This window comes from Paludifilum halophilum (genome assembly GCF_002245355.1).
Classification (GTDB): domain Bacteria; phylum Bacillota; class Bacilli; order Thermoactinomycetales; family DSM-45169; genus Paludifilum; species Paludifilum halophilum.
On record NZ_NOWF01000004.1, the window covers coordinates 25348 to 44034 of the forward strand.

General features: G+C 51.6%; 13 protein-coding genes and 1 pseudogene. 10 read left to right on the forward strand and 4 right to left on the reverse strand.

Translation table 11 applies throughout. The features are described from left to right. Window positions 1-10: 10 nt before the first annotated feature. The 4 genes from jag (at window position 11) to rsmG (ending at window position 5058) form a co-directional block, all read left to right on the forward strand. Window positions 11-640, forward strand: a complete 630-nt coding sequence (gene jag, locus CHM34_RS07290) for an RNA-binding cell elongation regulator Jag/EloR (RefSeq protein WP_094263954.1) — start codon at window positions 11-13, stop codon at window positions 638-640. 320 nt (window positions 641-960) lie between these two features. Continuing rightward, a complete protein-coding gene (gene mnmE, locus CHM34_RS07295; protein ID WP_094263955.1) occupies window positions 961-2337 on the forward strand; it encodes a tRNA uridine-5-carboxymethylaminomethyl(34) synthesis GTPase MnmE in 1377 nt (458 codons plus the stop codon). 18 nt (window positions 2338-2355) lie between these two features. Continuing rightward, window positions 2356-4242, forward strand: coding sequence for a tRNA uridine-5-carboxymethylaminomethyl(34) synthesis enzyme MnmG (gene mnmG, locus CHM34_RS07300; RefSeq protein WP_094263956.1), 1887 nt, complete (start codon window positions 2356-2358; stop codon window positions 4240-4242). A gap of 96 nt (window positions 4243-4338) precedes the next feature. After that, on the forward strand, window positions 4339-5058 hold the full coding sequence (rsmG, locus tag CHM34_RS07305; RefSeq protein WP_094264225.1) for a 16S rRNA (guanine(527)-N(7))-methyltransferase RsmG: 720 nt from the start codon (window positions 4339-4341) through the stop codon (window positions 5056-5058). Window positions 5059-5160: 102 nt separating this feature from the next. Here rsmG and CHM34_RS07310 read toward each other — a convergent pair whose 3' ends face one another. The 3 genes from CHM34_RS07310 to CHM34_RS07325 form a co-directional block, all read right to left on the reverse strand. Further along, the gene (locus CHM34_RS07310) at window positions 5161-6816 is read right to left on the reverse strand and encodes an FAD-dependent oxidoreductase (protein WP_094263957.1); all 1656 of its coding nucleotides are present in this window, start codon (window positions 6814-6816) and stop codon (window positions 5161-5163) included. A gap of 270 nt (window positions 6817-7086) precedes the next feature. Then, window positions 7087-8277 (reverse strand): ParM/StbA family protein, encoded by a 1191-nt coding sequence (locus CHM34_RS07315; protein ID WP_094263958.1) that lies wholly within the window; start codon window positions 8275-8277, stop codon window positions 7087-7089. Between the two features lie 1599 nt (window positions 8278-9876). Then, complete coding sequence (locus tag CHM34_RS07325) at window positions 9877-10155, reverse strand: hypothetical protein (protein WP_094263960.1); 279 nt, start codon at window positions 10153-10155, stop codon at window positions 9877-9879. A gap of 179 nt (window positions 10156-10334) precedes the next feature. Here CHM34_RS07325 and noc point away from each other — a divergent pair, with 179 nt between their 5' ends. From noc to CHM34_RS07355, 6 genes and pseudogenes are all read left to right on the forward strand, one after another. Continuing rightward, window positions 10335-11150, forward strand: a complete 816-nt coding sequence (gene noc / locus CHM34_RS07330; protein WP_094263961.1) for a nucleoid occlusion protein — start codon at window positions 10335-10337, stop codon at window positions 11148-11150. A 1402-nt stretch (window positions 11151-12552) separates the two neighbouring features. Continuing rightward, window positions 12553-14052: a reverse transcriptase domain-containing protein gene (locus CHM34_RS07335; protein WP_169713641.1), complete on the forward strand. Its 1500-nt coding sequence runs from the start codon at window positions 12553-12555 to the stop codon at window positions 14050-14052. Window positions 14053-14315: 263 nt separating this feature from the next. Further along, window positions 14316-15032, forward strand: a pseudogene (locus CHM34_RS07340) (ParA family protein); the annotation flags it as partial. Further along, entirely contained in the window at window positions 15025-15888 is an 864-nt protein-coding gene (locus CHM34_RS07345) for a ParB/RepB/Spo0J family partition protein (protein ID WP_094263964.1), read from the forward strand. The pseudogene CHM34_RS07340 and the gene CHM34_RS07345, both read left to right, overlap by 8 nt. Window positions 15889-16073: 185 nt before the next feature. Beyond that, window positions 16074-17237: an aminotransferase class V-fold PLP-dependent enzyme gene (locus CHM34_RS07350; protein WP_094263965.1), complete on the forward strand. Its 1164-nt coding sequence runs from the start codon at window positions 16074-16076 to the stop codon at window positions 17235-17237. 89 nt (window positions 17238-17326) lie between these two features. Further along, window positions 17327-17872 (forward strand): DUF4446 family protein, encoded by a 546-nt coding sequence (locus CHM34_RS07355; protein ID WP_094263966.1) that lies wholly within the window; start codon window positions 17327-17329, stop codon window positions 17870-17872. Between the two features lie 150 nt (window positions 17873-18022). Here CHM34_RS07355 and yyaC read toward each other — a convergent pair whose 3' ends face one another. Then, on the reverse strand, window positions 18023-18625 hold the full coding sequence (gene yyaC, locus CHM34_RS07360; RefSeq protein WP_094263967.1) for a spore protease YyaC: 603 nt from the start codon (window positions 18623-18625) through the stop codon (window positions 18023-18025). Window positions 18626-18687 lie beyond the last annotated feature (62 nt).

The window sequence follows — 18687 nt, forward strand, 5'->3', positions numbered from 1 at the left end:
GTGCGACCCGTTGAAGAAGGTGACCGTGACGGGAAAGACGGTGGACGGGGCGATCGAGGAAGCCCTCGATCGCCTGAATACCACCCGGGACCGAGTAAAGGTATCCGTGTTGGAACAACCCAGTAAAGGATTTTTGGGTCTGATTGGTGTGCGTCATGCCAAAGTGGAAGTGGAAGTGCTCCCCACACCTGTGGATGAAGCGGTCCGTTTTCTCGAAGATGTTCTGTCCGCGATGGGGCTTGATGAAGTGCAGCTTGCTGTTGAACATCGTTCGGATCACGTCCTTATTAATTTCAAGGGAAACCAGCTGGGTATCCTGATCGGCCGTCGCGGCCAAACGCTGGATTCTTTGCAATACCTGGTCAATATCGTGGGTAATCGCTCTTCCGGCGAATACGTCAGGATGGTTCTGGATGCGGAAGGTTACCGGGACCGGCGCAAGGAAACACTGAGGGAGTTGGCGGACCGCATCGCAAAACAGGTGATGCGAACCAAAAAGCGGGTGACTCTCGAACCGATGAACCCGATGGAACGGAAAGTGATTCACAACCAGATCCAGAAATACGACCCGCTGACGACATTCAGTGAAGGCAACGAACCCAGACGCAAAGTGGTCATCGCGTTAAAGTCCGGCCGATGATCCGGATGAGTTTGTCACCAACTCCCGCCAGGGGAGTTTTTTTGCATGAGTAAACGGTATGATATGATGCAAGTTGAGGAGATTCTATATTAGTGCCCCATCTGGGAACCGAGTTGAGAGGGTGGTAGGCTGGTGTAGATCCTTTGCACTCAGGAGAGCACAAGTCTCGCCAAGGTCGCTCCGCTTCCCGGTCTCACTATGCGTTTTTTGCAAGAGATCGGAGACGGCCTACCAGCCCGACCACCCCCAGCAAGGGATCGAACAGACCAAAGTTGCCTGAAGGGGCACTAGTAAAGCCGGATGTTTTCGAGGTGAACGGGATGGAAACGGATACGATTGCGGCCATCTCCACTCCGGTCGGTGAAGCCGGGATCGCTGTGATCCGGGTCAGCGGACCGGAGTCGATCCCGATTGTGGATACTTTGTATAAAGGAAAGGCGTCGTTGAAAGAAGCCGACACTCATACGGTTCATTACGGACACATTTTGGAACCGAAGAGCGGAGATACGATTGATGAAGTGTTAGTCACGGTGATGAAAAAACCCCGGACGTTCACCCGGGAAGACGTGGTGGAGATCAGTTGTCACGGGGGAATGGTTCCAGTGCAGGGAGTGTTGGAGGCTCTTCTCTCTGCAGGGGCGAGACTGGCGGAACCCGGAGAGTTTACCAAACGGGCTTTTTTAAACGGTCGTATCGATCTGTCCCAGGCGGAAGCCGTGATCGACCTGATCCGTTCCAAAACGGACCGTGCCGCCCGAGTGGCGATGCATCAGGCGGAGGGAAGGTTATCTCGGTTGGTTCGGCGACTGCGCCAGGAGATTTTGGAGATGCTGGCCCATTTGGCGGTGAATGTGGATTATCCCGAATACGACGCGGAAGAGATGACTGCCCAGTTGTTGTTGGATCGGGTGCGTTCGATCGGAAAGGAAATTGACGGGTTATTGGTTACGGCCCGTCAGGGAAAGATCTTTCGGGAAGGAATCGCCACCGTGATTATCGGGCGGCCTAACGTAGGGAAGTCCTCCCTGCTGAATGCCCTGGCTCAGGAAAATAAGGCGATTGTAACGGAAATTCCCGGAACGACCCGCGATGTGATTGAAGAATATGTTAATGTGAGAGGGATCCCCCTCCGCCTGGTGGATACTGCCGGAATTCGGGAAACGGAAGATGTTGTTGAGCGAATCGGTGTGGAACGATCCCATCAGGCGTTAAACGAAGCGGATTTGGTGTTGCTTCTTCTCAACTATGCGGAGCCTCTCGACGAAGATGACCGTCAACTGCTTCGTCTGATTCGGGAGCATTCAGCGATTGTCGTCGTGAATAAAACCGACCTGGAACCGGAACTGGATGTGGGTGAAGTGAAGGAATTGATCGGGGATCTTCCTCTGATCACGACTTCACTGAAGGAAGAGAGGGGATTGGACCAGTTGGAGGAGGCCATCTCCGATCTCTTTATGGAAGGGAAAGCCCGGTCTGCCGATGCCACTTATGTGAGCAACGCCCGTCATATCCATCTGCTGCAGCAGGCTCGCCAAAACGTGGATGATGCCATTCGGGGGATTGAATCAGAAATGCCCCTTGATATGGTGGAGATCGATTTGAAAAATGCTTGGGAATCTCTGGGCGAGATTATCGGGGATGCCGTGGCGGAGGATTTGATCGATCAGATTTTTTCCCAGTTTTGTTTAGGAAAATGAGAAAAAGGAGGGAACAAGATGCCCCGTTCAGGTGATAACTTTGACGTGATCGTGATCGGTGCGGGTCATGCGGGGTGCGAGGCGGCATTGGCTTCCGCCCGGATGGGCTGTTCGACGCTCCTGTTGACCCTCAGTCTTGACACGATCGCCTATATGCCCTGCAATCCTTCCGTCGGAGGTCCGGCCAAGGGACACGTTGTCCGGGAAGTGGACGCTCTCGGCGGTGAAATGGCCAAAAATATCGATAAGACTCATATCCAAATGCGAATGCTGAATACCGGTAAGGGACCGGCGGTTTATGCACTGCGGGCTCAGGCGGATAAAGTTCTGTATCAGCAGGAGATGAAGAAAACCCTGGAAAGCGAACCCCATCTGGTTCTCCATCAGAATATGGTGGAGCAGTTGATCGTCCGGGACGGGGTTTGTTCCGGGGTGAAGACGCGAACCGGAGCCGAGTACTTTTCTAAGACAGTCGTATTGACGACTGGGACTTACCTTCGGGGGAAAGTGATTATCGGGGACCTGACCTATGAGAGCGGTCCCAACAATCAACAGCCGGCAATCAATCTGGCTCACAATCTGCATGAGCTCGGTTTCGACACCGTCCGCTTCAAGACAGGAACCCCGCCCCGGGTGAACAAGAATACCATTGAGACGGATCGGATGGAAATCCAACCGGGAGACGATGAACCCCGGGCGTTTTCCTACGAAACGACTAATTATCGGATGGATCAGCTGCCTTGTTGGCTGACCTACACCAATGAAAAGACTCACGACTTTATTCGTGACAATCTGCACCGAGCTCCGATGTACTCCGGCAAGATCGAAGGGCAGGGTCCGCGCTACTGTCCTTCGATCGAGGATAAGATCGTACGCTTTGCCGATAAGAACCGGCATCAGATTTTTTTGGAGCCTGAAGGGCGAGAGACGATGGAAATGTATGTCCAGGGCCTCTCCACCAGTTTGCCGGAGGATATCCAGCAGTCCATTCTCCGCACGATCGACGGATTGGAGAAGGCGGAGATGATGCGTACCGGATATGCGATTGAATACGATGCCATCGTTCCGACTCAATTGTGGCCCAGTTTGGAAACGAAGCGGGTGGAAAATCTGTTTACGGCCGGTCAGATCAACGGAACCTCCGGTTATGAGGAGGCGACGGCCCAGGGGATCATGGCCGGGATCAATGCCGCTCGCAAAGTCCAGGACAAAGATCCGGTGGTTCTTGATCGATCTCAGGCTTATATCGGGGTGTTGATTGATGATCTGGTGACCAAGGGAACCAACGAACCCTACCGACTGCTTACCTCCCGGGCGGAATACCGGCTTCTCCTCCGCCATGATAACGCCGATTTGCGGTTGACGGAGCTGGGCTATGAGATCGGCTTGATCTCCGAAGAGAGATACGCTCGCTTTACCGCCAAACGTGAGGCGATCGATGAGGAAATTGAACGTCTGCGGCAAACCAAGGTGAAGCCGACCCCTGAGGTGCAGTCCCTGCTTCGGGAGCTCGGTTCCAGCGAATTGGATAATGCCGTAGAGCTGTCCAAACTGATTCGGCGGCCGGAGATCAAGTATGAACACATCGTCCGGATGGCGCCCCCCGAACGTCCAGTGGCCCCCGATGTGGCGGAACAGGTGGAAATTCAGTTGAAGTACGAAGGGTACATTAAAAAGTCGCTGCAACAAGTGGAAAAGATGAAAAAGATGGAGAATAAGCGGATTCCCGAATGGGTGGATTACGATCAGGTGACAGGAATTTCTTCGGAAGCCCGGGAGAAATTGAACCGGGTCCGTCCCTTGTCTCTGGGGCAGGCCTCCCGGATCTCCGGGGTGAATCCGTCGGATATTTCCATCCTGCTCGTCACGATCGAGCAGGGCGGGACGTCCCGCGCCAGCGTTTGATTGGTAAAGGTTCCGGCTCGGTCTTCGACGGCCGGGCCGGTTTTTATACAGGCTCTTCCTGGTCCTGTAAAAGCCTGCGCATACGAGGAGTTGGATATGGATTACCGATACGAGCTGGGTGAGCAAATGTCGAAGTGGGGGCTTCACTTGTCCGATGAACAGTGGGACCGGTTTGCTCTTTATTTCAGGCGGCTCACCGAGACCAATCAAAAAATGAATCTGACGGCGATTACAGAGGAAAAAGAAGTTTATATCAAACACTTTTATGATTCGTTAACCCTGGTTTCCCGCTTGCCGATGGATGAAATCGATTCGGTGATCGATGTGGGGACAGGGGCGGGTTTTCCGGGTCTCCCCCTGAAGATCGCTTACCCCCGGATTCGTCTGGTGTTGCTTGATTCGCTCAAGAAAAGGATCGTCTTTTTGAAGGAATTGGCCCAGGAGCTGGAGTTGGAGGATGTGGAGACGATTCATGGCAGGGCGGAGGAGACGGCACGCGACCCCCTGTTTCGTGAACGCTTCGATTTGGCCACCGCTCGAGCCGTTGCCAAACTGAATGTGCTGTCGGAATACTGCTTCCCCTTTGTCCGTGTCGGAGGTCGGTTTGTAGCGATGAAGGGACCGGATGTGGAAACGGAAGTGCAAGGAGCCAAGAGAGCGGTGCAAAGGTTGGGCGGAGGGGGGATCCACACGGTTTCCTTTTCCTTGCCTGAGGAGATGGGGAATCGGAATATCCTGATTCTCCCGAAAGAGAATCCGACGCCAAAGGCCTATCCCCGGAAGCCGGGAACCCCCCTTCGTCAACCGTTAACATAATCGCTAACCCGTTGCTCCCCCTTCAGTGGGGGGAGCTTCGTTTATAAAGTGGCAGTACTTTGATTCCGTATAAAGCCCCCTCCATCAGAGGGGGCAGAAAGATTAACCCAGGTTGTTGATCAAGTTGTGGAGTCCGCGCAGAGCGATCTTTCTCCTTTCCACTTCTTCGCTCTCGGGATTGCCGGAGGAAGAGCTGAAGGGACCCATAAATTCTTCGTAGGATTGGCCGAAAGGGTCTTCAATGTCGATTTCATCTCGTTTCAACGTGTCTGAACTGCTGTTTCGCAGCACATTTCGTGCCGCTTCCTGTTCCGTGAAAGGAGAAGATTCCCGCCGATGGCCTTTAGCCTGACTGAAGGGTTGAAGCCCTTCGGAGGAAGGCTGTGGTGTCTCCGCAGGTTTGGAGGGGGCGGGTGCGTTTTGTAAACGGTCTGAGCGCCGTAATCCCTGGGGCGGTTTGGCCGGTTCCTCGGTGGAGGTATCTGTTCGTTCCTGCTGGACGGAACCGGTTTTTTTCTTCGCAGCAAGGGGTTTCTCCCGCTGGGATCGGTTTTGTTCAGGGAGATCCGCTTCTTTTGGACGTTCCTTTTGAAAAGGTTCATAGGTGATAGGGGGCCCGGAGGCCTCTTCCTTCCACTCTTTGGAACGGAGGGGCCGCTGTTTTTCTTCACGAGTCTGTGAAGGGTCCTGGGCCGGTTTTTCCTTTGCTTCCCAAACGACAGAACCGGGGATTTCGGAGACGTTTTTTCGCTTATGCTGATGAAAGGGTTCCAGTTTGCCGGTATTTTGGCGGGGGGCTTCTCTCTTCTTCGCCGCACGGCGATTTTTTAACCGGCTTTGGTCCATGGGAATCACCATATTGCTGGAGCCTTTTTGAAAGGGTAATACGGTTTCCCGCTTTTTTTCATCCGGTTTTTTGTCCGGTTTGGGTATCACCGGGTTTTGTTCTTTTTCCGTTTCCTCTGCGGAACTTTCCTTTTCTTTCGGCCTCTTATCCTCAGGTGGAGAAGAAGTTTTGGCCGAAATTCGATGTCCCCGGGTCATTTTCCGACGCCTTTCGATTTCCCGTTCTCGGAAAGGGGAGGATTGCCAAGGCGATTCCGAAGGAGACTCTGTTTCTTCTTTTACATCCGGTTCAAAGGATGAATCTTCCCGGGATGGTAAAGGAGAACGGTGCAGCATTTTTTTCCGTGTGAACATTTCCCGTTCCCTCAGCATTGGATGGTGAACCGGCCGGTTAATGATGTTTTCCGTCTCTTCGGAGGTCTGCTGGACCTCTTCCGGTTCATCCGATTCGGATAGCTCCCCTTGGGAGGACGGTATCCGGTGGTCCGAATCGGGTGTTTCTGCGGAAACGGGAGTTTTTTCTTCCGCTGTGGACTCTGGTTGATCTGCGGAATCAACCGTCTCCTCCAATGGCTCCGGGCTGTAGAGATCCGGTTCCAATTCGGATTCCGTTCCCTGCAGGATATAGACGGAATGGTGGGATTCAACGTTGACTTGTTGCGTTTGAACGTCTTCGTCTGCTTCTACCGGGTCTTCCGCCGGCTGAATCAATTGTGCCTCCAGTTCTTCGACGGGTTGTCCGTGGGGGGATCCATGAGTGGATGAACTGCACATGACAGATGCGATCGCCCCCGGGTTCAACTTTAATAATAGAGCGGTTTTTCCCATGCGAGCGGCGTGTTCTGCGGAGGATGTTCCCGCTTGGCCGTTACTGATGATAATGATGTCGTAATCTCCGCCCGAGTATGCCATAACTGTCCCCCTCCATTTTCTGCTCTGGTTTGGGTCCAGATCCAGCGGCTCCTGGCGGAAGCTGAATTTTTATCGGTCGGCGTTGGCCGTGCGGAACATGTGTGGCACGATTCAACCGATGGCGATCCAGACCCGGTCTCGGACAAAAAAAGCGATTCTTCGACGTCTTCTTCGATAAAATCGCTTTAAAAAATCAAAAGCTATGTACTATGTAAGCCCCCAGGATGGAAAGCCCTGGGGGTTTTGTACAAGAGAATCCGTGATTCGGAATTATTTTTTGTTTCGTTTCCCGCGGTTGACCGGTTTTTCTGCGTTATTGGGTACTGTAAACTCTTCCTGAATGGTGGCGGCCACTTCCTGCTGAGTTTTCAGCGGTACCGACTTGGATTTGGATTGGGTGAATTTGCAAAGACCGAAGGCATTGGCAAACTGGGCTTCGATTCCATAATCCTCTGCAAAGATCAGCTTATCTCCGAAGCGATCCCGGTAGTGGTTCTTGAAGGGGATGGAGGATCCGCCGGTCAGAATGATATAGGTGATATCATCGGCGTAATCCAGACGGGTCCAGACTTCATCAACCAACGAGGAGCCGACTTCCTGGATGCATTCTTTGACGATCTCGGAGACGTCGTATACTTTTCCTTTGAAACTGATTTCCCCGGAGCGGATCACCCGGTTGAGACTCCAAATGGGATATTCTTTGCCTGAGCTTTCGGAGTCGACTTCCCGGGAAAACTCGGTCAGGCGTTTGGAGAGCAGCTGGTAGACATTGATCATCGCATGGCGGGAAGTGAAGCTCTGTCGTTTGATGATCGTTTCCCCGTGGAGAGTTTCCACATCGGAGGTACCGAAGCCCAGGTCGTTAATACTGACTTTTTGAATGAACAAGTCTTCGTTGAGAAGCTGACCTTCCCGGTCCAGGGCGATGTGAAATAAAGTAGCCATCGGTTGGCTGATCACGTACAAATTTTCGCGCTTGATTTCGAATTCGATTTTCCGGTAGGGGAGGTTGCCCTGTTTGATTTCAAAACTGTGCTTACCGACGAGGCGGCGTTTCAGTTCTTCCTTGTAATCGATGTAGCTGTCGGTCGGGAGAGCGACAGAGACGACGGGTTCGTTACCTCCGTTTCCTTGAAGCATCAGTCCGGTACTGACGCGGAACATGATCAGATATTCCTGTTCCCGGAACCAAGTGGGACTGAAGAGGCGGCGTTCATGGGAGTCAAACAGTTCATCGTCGGCGGATTGCTCGATGGCGAGCTTACCGACGAACCATTCCCGGCTTCCCTCTTTTTCCCGATAAATAATGTTGTGGGGATCGTTATTGTAAGTGATCTCACCCACACGGTTCGGGACGACCATGTTCCGGATAAACATCTTGAGGAATTTGCCGTTGTTTTGGCTGACCACTTTGGTACCGTAATATCCTTGGTCGTTTCCTATGTAGATCGGTCCGCTCATTACCGAATCCTCCTATTTTTTTGTCGAAAGACGTCATAATTCTCTCCATTGATTTTATCAAGCAAAGTGGACAAGGGTCAATAAAAACCCGGTGAGGATTCCCCCCCATTTCCGGTGCTTTTAAGCGAGTTTTTGCGATGGATGGCGGATCATGTCGGGAAATGTCTTTTTTATCATTCTCGGAAATGAAACATTCACAATAGAACGACCAAGGGAACCATACTATTTATTAAGAACGAGTCGGTGCAGATCCGTATCGGAGTGTTCCTGTATGAGGAGTTGACCGGCCTTTTTCCCGCTTCCTTGAAGGTTGCAAAAAACGAATGCAGCCCCCCCTACAAGGAGAAGGGTGTCCCGCCCAGTCGCAACGCTTCTTGCCCTCACTTCCATGGCTTCGCTTTCGTATGACGCTACCGACCGGCAAAAATGCAAAACTGGTCGCCTCGAAAAATAATCCGTTCGGTAGTGTCGTAAACTTGCTGTTGTTGAACCCGCTGCCCGCTTTCTGTCCCCATCTGATTTCCTCACTGAGCAAGCGGGCGTTGCGATTTCGATCTTCGTGTCATATATCATCGGATCTGTCATGTTGCATCAAGTCGTTTGATTGGGCCAATAATCCTTCCCGTGCCGCTCAACCCCGACCGATCAAAAACGCACTCAGTCACAACGCTTCTGGGGCGTATCGGATCATGAATGATTCCGGTTCCTCTCTTCGCAGATGGTAAACGGTCCGTGACCTTTTCTGCGGAGGAAACCAACGACCAAAGAAAAACAAAGTGTTCCTTGAAGCATTGTGAAAACAATCAAGCGGCGTTGGTCCGAAACCGCTCTGATGGCGTCCTGCAGAATGTAGTCACTGGCCGCTTAGAAATCTTCCTGCTATGGACAGGGGACAACGCCTGTGTACATGTCCCTGCAGGCTGATTTTCCGCTGAGTGGGCAGGACAGCAAAGTCGCTATTTCGGGTAAACGCTTCCCCTCTTCTCAACATTTCAATCACCACGTTTCTAGACGGCTTGGCTATTCGAAAACTCCGCCGGCTCGGTCAGACATATGGCGGCGAGGCGAAAGTGTGGGATTTATGTTCTACCGAGTGCCCATATGGTTACACTGGAGGCCGGCACCCATACCTTTTCGGCGATTGACCAGACATGCCCCGGAAATGTTTCACGTGAAACATTCGGTTGTCACGATTCTGATATGGTATTCGTCACTGCATAGGGGATTTATCTTTGCGACCGCTTTCCCCTGGAGTTTATCTTTAGCAGATCTTAAGTGAAGGGAAAATTACATGGAAGATAGCCAATTCCCACCATTTTCGCTATACTTTATGTATGGGAAAAAAGAACATGAAGCATGCGAGAACCTGAGAAAGGGGGAGGCGGATGCTTCGTATCTACTAATTCCTCGACTTTATCATCGAACGGTGCGGCCGTTGTACAATCACCTTCCGACGAGTGGATTCATCCTTGTGACTTTGTGACAAAAGCCATGCATGATCCCGGTATGGACAAACTATCCAAGATCCGCTCGGGAAAAGGGTGATTCCGGATTTGTATGGAAAAATGACAGATCAGTGGAAAGATGATGCACGTGCGATCAGTCATGACAGGCGAGGCGATCCCCTTTGCAGATCTGGACGTACAGAGGATGGTCAAGAATCATGCCTGAGGAAAAAACATGGTGGTTCTGGATGGGGAAAAACGGGTCCCATGCACGACTGATAAGGGTGAGAGTGCCGGTGAACGTGTTGTCCAGGTCAATTCCTGTCAAACCGGCCAACGATGCGTAAGTTGTGTTGAGATCGTCAAAAACATGGCCGAACGAGTGAAAAGAAATGGGATGTCCATACGGCCATCGATATTCTACCACTTGCAAGACAAGCCTCTTAAAACTGGATTGGGCCCGGAGTGGGCCTTCGTGGAGAGTACGGCAGGGGTCGGCTCGATGAAACGAGAAGCTCGCTGATTTTAATGGCGAGAGGTTCACGTCAAATAGAGAATACACACGGGAGTTGTCCGCGTGAACTTCCAGTACAATTAGGTGGTGTCCATGAAATGAAAGAGCCGTTTCATCGGTTGTTCGGCATGGTTGAGAAGGAAGAAAATGATGAAGTAAAACAATTGTCGGCGGATATGATTCGGCCCAGCCCTTATCAGCCGCGAACCATTTTTGATGATGAACGCATCGATGAGTTGTGTCGGACGATTCGCATCCATGGAGTGATTCAGCCGATCATGGTTCGACACGTTCATGGAGGTTATGAACTGATCGCCGGAGAACGCCGTCTCCGTGCCGTGAAAAAGTTGGGGATGAAGTCGATTCCCGCAGTTGTTCGGGAGATGAGCGATACCGAGGCGGCTTCTGCCTCCCTGATTGAAAATCTTCAGCGGGAAGGGTTGACGGCGATTGAGGAGGCGATGGCTTATCATAAACTGATCGAATTACACGGTTTGACACAGGAAAGCTTAGCCCAGCGGTTAGGAAAAGGTCAGTCTACAGTTGCCAATAAGCTGCGTCTCCTCTATCTTCCTGAGGACGTGCAAAAGGCGTTGCTCAACCGGGTCATTACGGAGCGTCATGCTCGAGCTCTTCTCGGTCTTAAAGATCAGGAATTACAAAAAAAATTATTGAAAGAGATTGTGGAAAAGGAACTGAATGTAAAACAAACCGAAGAACGGGTCCGAAAGTATACAGAGCAGAAAAAGAAAGCCCCCAAGCCGAAGAGGAAGTCCTTTTCCCGGGATGTTCGGATCGCGATGAACACGATTCGTCAATCTGTCGATATGGTGAAGGAGACAGGATTGGTGGTATCGACGGATGAGCAGGAAACAGACGAGTTTTATGAAGTGTTGATTCGGATTCCGAAGTAACAGCTGAACATGGTTCGTCGATGCAGAAAGCGGGTCACCGGTTTGGGTCATAGCGAGTTTTACCCACATCGAGGTGAACCCTTTCGGAGTGGACCGATTATATATCTTTACGGGTTGCATAGCGTGACACGGGAGCGACCCGAGCGATCCTTGTATGAGAATGTGTATAACGGAGTGAATGGGCAAGGTTCCGACCGACGTTTTCTGCCATGCTTCCAGGGCGTGTCTGGTCAATCGCCGAAGATGCGGAGGGGGCTCCAGCGCAGCGATTTTATACTCGGGGGAGCAGTCTTGCCTGGGCCGCTTCGCTCCTCGGTCTCGATGCTCAACCACCCCGCGGAATTTTCGGGGGGTCGTATCGTTATAGCGGCCACCTTGCTTTTCTTTGGTCGGCGGTTCGGTCGGAGAAAAGGTCGGGGACCATTTACCTTCGGGAAGTCCATCCGGCGGAGTTGGGAACCGCTCCCGCACTCTGTTGTCGCTCATGATCAGACACGCCCTAGAAGTCCGGTGAAAAAGCCCCTTTCAGGGAGGGTTGGGTTCCACACGGAGTGCCTTTGGCTCGTAAGAACAACGAAACGGAGTGTGGAACCCAACCCCGACCCACCAGGAACGCATTTAATCACCAGTCTTCTAGTCAAGTGAATGTCATGGGATCAAGCGGTGATTGACAGCAGTAAAAGGGTGGTTGGTGGTCATTGTTTTTCATGGATCCAATTCCTTTTTAAGCGGCTGTCCGCTGGTCTAGAGAGCCTGACGGTTCGGTAGTAAATAAAAGGAAACGAGGTGTCAATCATTGAGTCGAGTTGTCGCGATTTCCAATCAGAAAGGCGGGGTCGGTGTGCGTCCGTAAGGGACTGTGAGTAATGCCTCCATGGAGGTTGGGATTAGAGAGAGATCCCATGGTCCATCGGCTTACCCGAGGTGGAAACGCCAAAGGGGAACATAGCATGCCGGTAAAGCCCGTCGGTTGAGAAATCAGCGATTAGCCGGATGGGCAAGACCAATGAAGTGATACGGTTAAGGCTACACTGCCTGAAGCCCAGTCTCTTGGCCCTAAGCCGCCGGGGTGTGCGAAAGCTGATTGAGACGTACACGGAAAGGAATTATAAAGGATTTATCTGCGTCCTTTGTACTCTCTATTCCTTTCCCAGCGCATCGGAGATGCGTCAAAGAGACGAACGGGAACCTAAGTCACTTCCCTGGTGCTCACGGATCCTAAACGGAGATCGCCTAAGGCGGAATGCTCATCGAAGAGCTATGGGCAAATGGACCTCACCCAAGGGTTCCCTGAATATCCGCTAAGGCGACGGAGCCCCCGTAGTAGTCTGGGACAGGGAGAGCCTGTTACATGGCGAAGGGGGGCAGGTCGTTCCAACGGTGGATTATGGAGGTATGCGAAATGCAGAGAGCCGAAATAATCTTATCGTTGCTGAGTCGGAAAGCGCGAAACGATGAAAACTTTGTCTTCCGAAGATTGTACCGTCATTTGTTTAATCCAGACTTCTACCTGAATGCTTACCATTCGATCATCCACAGTAAACCGGAAAACAACATGGTCGGGGTGAATGGTAAAACCATTGACGGGTTGAAGCCCGCCGTGGTGAACGCGATCATCGACAGGATGAAAACCGAGACCTATCATCCCCAACCGGTTTGGCAATCCGGCATCCCGAAGAAAAACGGCGGACAGAATCGCATGGCAGTCCCCACTTTTGAAGACCGGTTGGTTCAAGAGGTGTTGAGGAGCATATTGGAGGCGATCTACGAGCCTTGCTTTTTGGACACATCGCACGGTTTCAGACCCGATAGAAGCTGTCAGACGGCTCTGCATGCGATTAAGGCATCCTGCCGGGGTTCGAATTGGATCATCGAGGGCCACCTCCAACGTTTCTTCGACACCGTCAATCATGATAAACTGATGGAACTCCTCTTCAGGAGAATCGATGACGGGAGATTTCTGGAGCTGATTCACCGGTTTCTCAGAGCAGGGTATTTTCAGTTGGGACGGGTTTATACTTACTCCACCGTCACAGGCACTCCTCAAGGAGGAGTCCTCAGTTCCCTGCTGGCCAATATTTATCTCCACGAACTGGACAAGTTCATGCAGGACTTATCGTCTCCATATACCGAGAGGGAAATAAAAAAGAGGAACCGGGAGCACCGGCGGCCGAAGGATGGTGGCTGCACCCGGGTGGGATATACGAGATATGCCGATCATTTTATGGTTGGTATCATCGGTTCAAAGCAAATGGCTCGAACGATCCGGGAGGATATCCGGACTTTCCTCAAGGATTCACTCAATCTGGAGTGGAATCCGGAAAAGTCCCGAATCACCAACCTTGCGGAAAAAAGAGCAAGGTTCCTGGGATATGAGATCACCCGATCGATCAGCCGGAGTCAGCTGATTGGGAGCTCTCCGGGGGTTAAGAAGAGAAGGGCTCTGGAAACCATTCAACTGTTGGTACCGGGGGATGTGATTCGTGAACAGATCCGATCGTTCAGTAAGAATGGGAAGCCGATCCATCACAAGGCCAGAATTCATCGGTCGGTGCCCGATTTAATCCGCCAATACAATGCTGAAATTCGGGGATTGTACGATTACTACCGTCTGGCGACGGATGTGAGCGCCAAACTGGGAAAGTTCAGGTATTTCCACTATTATAGTCTGGTGAAAACCATTGCCCGCAAGGAGAAATCTTCGGTTAAGAAGGTTTTGGACAAGTACGGGATGGACGTAAAACGGAAGCAGGGTACAGGGACAAAAAAGCTTCTCGGAGTCACGATTCAGAGCAAAGACGGCAAGAAAAAAGTTCTGACTTACTTTAATGAACCGTTGCAGAAGAAGGATGATCCGATCACTGTCGGTGTATCTAAACGTTACGATCTCCGGAGGGAGTAAGAAAACCCGAGACAGGTTCCGGACATCTTGAATTGTGCGGCTATCGAGCAATCATGGTTAGTATTTATGGCCAAAAGGGAAAACCATTCCTCCATAATGAGATGGTTCTGAGAAGCCCGGACAGGGAAAGTTCTCATCGTTTGCGACTGATCCCTCGGGAACGGCTGGAGAGCCGAATACATTGAAAGGTGTACGTTCGGTTCGGAGGGGGGGCACAGAAACCTGCCATGGTGACATGGTAAGGCGCTGGGTTCCTACCCTACAAAACGACGACAGCGATCAACTTGGGTGCCTGTATCGCGAATCAAGGGAAGAAAACGCTGATCGTTGATATCGATCCGCAGGGAAATACCACTTCCGGTCTGGGGGTTAACAAGGCGGATGTGGACGATTGTATTTACGATGTTTTAATCAATGAACATCCGGTCTCGGATACGATCATTCCATCGGGGATTCATCAGTTGGATTTGGTTCCTGCCACTATCGAACTCGCCGGTGCGGAGATTGAACTGGTGCAGACGTTGTCCCGGGAACACCGATTGAAACGGTCGTTGCAAAAGATACGGAGTCAATACGATTATATCTTGATCGATTGCCCGCCTTCTCTCGGTGTCTTGACGATTAATTCCTTAACCGCTTCGGATGCGGTTTTGATTCCGATTCAGTGTGAGTTTTATGCATTAGAGGGGCTGGGACAACTTTTGAATACCATTCGTATCGTTCAAAAACATTTAAACAAGAAGTTGGAGATCGAAGGGGTTCTCCTAACCATGTTCGACGGCCGAACCAATTTGTCTGTCCAGGTGATGGATGAGGTGAAGAAGTATTTTCAGCAAAAGGTATACAATACTGTGATTCCGCGAAATGTTCGCCTGAGTGAAGCACCGAGCCACGGTATGCCGATTCTTCATTACGATGCGCGCTCCCGCGGTGCGGAATGCTATAACGATCTGGCGAAGGAAGTGATTCGAAATGGCTAGCAAGGGCTTGGGGAAGGGTTTAAGCGCCGTATTTTCCAGTACGACCGTCGAAGATGGCGATGCGGTGGATGAAGTATCCATCGATGAGCTTCGCCCGAATCCCTATCAACCGAGGAAACAATTTGACCCCTCAACATTGGAGGAACTGGTCTCGTCCATTAAAGAGCATGGTATCGTACAACCTTTGGTGGTTCGAAAAAGTATCCGCGGGTATGAAATTGTGGCTGGGGAGCGCCGTTATCGGGCCGCCAAAGAGATTGGACTTTCCGGGATTCCCGTTGTCATACGGGAATTTTCCGATGAGCAGATGATGGAGATTGCACTAATTGAAAATCTCCAGCGGGATGATCTCAATGCCATTGAAATCGCCAATGCTTACAAAAAATTGATGGATCATTTTTCCATCACGCAGGAAGAATTATCCCAAAAGGTCGGAAAAAGTCGCCCCCATGTGGCCAATTTTCTGAGATTGTTGCAGTTACCGGAACCGGTTCAAGAGAGTGTTTCACGTGGAACATTATCGATGGGACACGCTCGAGCTCTTCGAGGAATTAAAGACAGGGATCTTTTGCTGAAGCTGGCTAAAAAGGCGGAAAAGGAAAAAGCCAGTGTCCGTCAACTGGAGGAGTGGGTGCAGAAAATCGGCGAATCCCGGTCCAAAAAGAAGAAAAAGCCGGGGCAACGGTCCAAGGACCCTGCCTTTAAACGATATGAAGATATGTTGCAAGAAACCTTTAGTACTCCAGTTCGAATCAGACAAGGACGGCGAAAGGGGCGTATCGAAATCGAATACTTTTCCCAGAGGGAGTTGGAGCGCTTAATTGAACTGTTGCAAAGGGATCAGATTTTGGATTGAGTAAAGGGAAGTCCTTTGCAAAAGTTGCCGGCGGGACCGTCGGTTTCTTGTCTGGTGAAACCAACCCGGCCTGGGCATCGATGAATCCCCATGAGGTGCTTAAGGAAAGGAGTCGATCCGATGCCAAGGCTGGGTTTGCTGTTCCTATGGTTCGGTGGTGTCCATTTGGCTCAGGGAATTGAACAATGGAGTGTGAGAGCGTGATTTATCTGGACAATGCCGCCACGACATGGCCGAAACCGGAAAGTGTGGCGGAGGCGATGAAACGGTGTGTAGCAGAATATGGAGCCAACCCGGGACGGGGAAGTTACCGGTTATCCCGTCAAGCGGGGGAAACCGTGGAAAAAACCCGGTCTTTGCTGGCTCGGTTGTTTCGGGTCGATGACCCGAACAATATCTTTTTTTGCGCCAATGGAACACATGCCATCAATCAGGCACTGAAGGGGGTACTGAATCCGGGAGACCATGTAATTACCACCTGTTGGGAACACAATGCCGTTACCCGACCCCTGGAAATACTCCGAAAAGAAGTCGGGATCGCAGTAACCCATGTCCCAGCGGGGAAAGAGGGAACGGTCGATCTCGCAGAAGTGGAAAAGGCCGTACGACCAGAGACCCGGATGATCCTGTCCACCCATGCTTCCAATGTCACAGGAGCGGTTCTACCCATTGAATCCCTGGGCCGAGTCGCCCGCAAAAACGGTGTCTGGTTCTTGGTGGATGCGGCACAGACAGCCGGTGTCCTGGATATCGATGTCCAGCAAATGGGGATCGACCTGCTTGCTTTTCCCGGACACAAAGGGTTGTTCGGCCCTCAGGGAACCGGTGGTCTCTATGTAAATCCGGAGATTCCGATGGTTCCTGTATTCCAGGGTGGAACGGGGATCCGATCGGAATCGGTAGAGCAACCGTTCGACCGTCCAACAGGATTTGAAAGCGGGACGGTGAATACTCCGGGGATCGCCGGTTTGGGAGCGGGAATTCAGTTTTTGCAAGAGACCGGCATTGAAAGAATTCACCGCCATGAAATGAAGGTGGCGGAGCGGTTGCGGGAGGGACTGAAGGAGATTCCGGGCGTTACTCTTTATCCCTCCCATTCTGTTACTCTGCCGCTCATCTCCTTCAACATGGAAGGGCTGGACGGGAATGAAGCGGCGGTGATCCTGGATCAACACTATGATATTGCTGTTCGGGCGGGTTTTCACTGTGCGGCTGTTGCTCATCGCACGCTTCAAACGGAAGTGTTCGGGACGATCCGGGTCAGTCCCGGTTATTTCAATACGTTGCAGGAGGCAGAGGCGTTTTTGGAAGCGGTTCGTGAGATTGGAGAGGCTTTTGCCGGTGTTTGACAGGGATTTGGACTGGTAATGCCACAGCGTTCCCCTTTGCAGAAAAAAGCCTTGCAAACGGGGTACCAAACTGAGAAAGGTTGTTTCGATTGGAATCGATCAAAATGTTATGGACGACACATTCGGCGGAAATTGTACTCGGAATCGCGGGGATGCAAGCTTTTCTGCTGGTCTTATCGTTGATCGTCTTGATTCGGTTGAACGGACAGAAAAAAACGCTGCGAATCCTGTCAGGAAAGTTGGAGGACGGAGAAAAACTGAAAGAGCTGCTGGAATCAGAGGAATTCGACGGAGAGGATATTCGGTCTTATTTGCGTCATCTGCACAGCCAAACCCGGCGGTTGAAGGGAAAGGTCGGGCTGATTCGCTACAACGCCGTCGGGGAGAGAGCTTCGGATATGAGTTTTTCTCTGGCGTTGCTGGATGAGCAACAGGACGGAGTTGTCATCAGCAGCCTTTTTAGCAGTCAAGGCCCGTCCTATATTTATGCCAAGCCTGTTCAAGGAGGTCGCTCCTCCTATCGGCTTTCCTCCCACGAAGAACAGGCGATCGAACAGGCGATGCATTCTTCTCAAGAGCCGGCGCCTTTAGAACCAAGTAAAAGAGAGGAACCTCAACTGGTGACCTCCCGTTAAATGCGATGACTTTCCGTACAAAAAAAGCGCCTCACGCGGGGCGCTTTTTTTGTGATCAGTGGACGGTGAATGGTTTCTAAAACGTATTTTCGGTGGGAAAGAGAATGAGTTGTTGCCTTTTTGTCGCCCTGAGGATGGGGAGAACGAATCTCATCGGTCGGATACCGATTTTTCGTTGCTACCCGTTATCCGGGCAATAGCCAATATAGCGGAGGAGATGATGTTGGCCATTTTCATCACCACAGACAGCCGGGTGTTTTGTAAAACGAAATACTCCATAAATCCGGCCACGTTTACGATTCCGGTAACATGGACCTGACCTACCTCCGGCAGATCTTTGTTGACTCCTGCTCCCGGTCGCAGAGGACCGTTACCCACTTGAATCCATCCGACGCTGGACAGTTGCCCCAAGCAAGCATCTACTGCGATCACCCGCGGATTGTTCAGCTCGTTGTGCATTTGTGACAGCGTCGACCGCAGATTGACGGCGTGTACAGGCTCGTCCAATGTACCGTATATATGCATGTGGGGAGGTGCCATCTTTTCCAGTTGGGATCCGACTAGGGGGCCCAGGGAGTCCCCTGTGGAACGGTCGGTCCCGATACAGACACAAGCCAGTTCCTGAGCGGCGGGATACAGGCCGATCATATGGGACAACCACTCGGTGCATCGTCCTTTGGCACCGGGGTGGGTAAATTTGATACGGGGCGGGACGGTGGAAAAGGATTCCGGAACGGGAACCGGCTCACGCATGGCAGTCGACCTCCGAAAGGAAAAGGTGATCCTTACCAGTATACGGATAGCAAACACCAAAT

Bases quoted from the DNA above. Each gene is read 5' to 3' on its own strand.
- mnmE (WP_094263955.1), top strand. From the start codon at position 961: ATGGAAACGGATACGATTGCGGCCATCTCCACTCCGGTCGGTGAAGCC.
- mnmG (WP_094263956.1), top strand. From the start codon at position 2,356: ATGCCCCGTTCAGGTGATAACTTTGACGTGATCGTGATCGGTGCGGGT.
- rsmG (WP_094264225.1), top strand. From the start codon at position 4,339: ATGGATTACCGATACGAGCTGGGTGAGCAAATGTCGAAGTGGGGGCTT.
- CHM34_RS07310 (WP_094263957.1), bottom strand. From the start codon at position 6,816: ATGGCATACTCGGGCGGAGATTACGACATCATTATCATCAGTAACGGC.
- CHM34_RS07315 (WP_094263958.1), bottom strand. From the start codon at position 8,277: ATGAGCGGACCGATCTACATAGGAAACGACCAAGGATATTACGGTACC.
- noc (WP_094263961.1), top strand. From the start codon at position 10,335: ATGAAAGAGCCGTTTCATCGGTTGTTCGGCATGGTTGAGAAGGAAGAA.
- CHM34_RS07335 (WP_169713641.1), top strand. From the start codon at position 12,553: ATGCAGAGAGCCGAAATAATCTTATCGTTGCTGAGTCGGAAAGCGCGA.
- CHM34_RS07345 (WP_094263964.1), top strand. From the start codon at position 15,025: ATGGCTAGCAAGGGCTTGGGGAAGGGTTTAAGCGCCGTATTTTCCAGT.
- CHM34_RS07350 (WP_094263965.1), top strand. From the start codon at position 16,074: ATGGAGTGTGAGAGCGTGATTTATCTGGACAATGCCGCCACGACATGG.
- yyaC (WP_094263967.1), bottom strand. From the start codon at position 18,625: ATGCGTGAGCCGGTTCCCGTTCCGGAATCCTTTTCCACCGTCCCGCCC.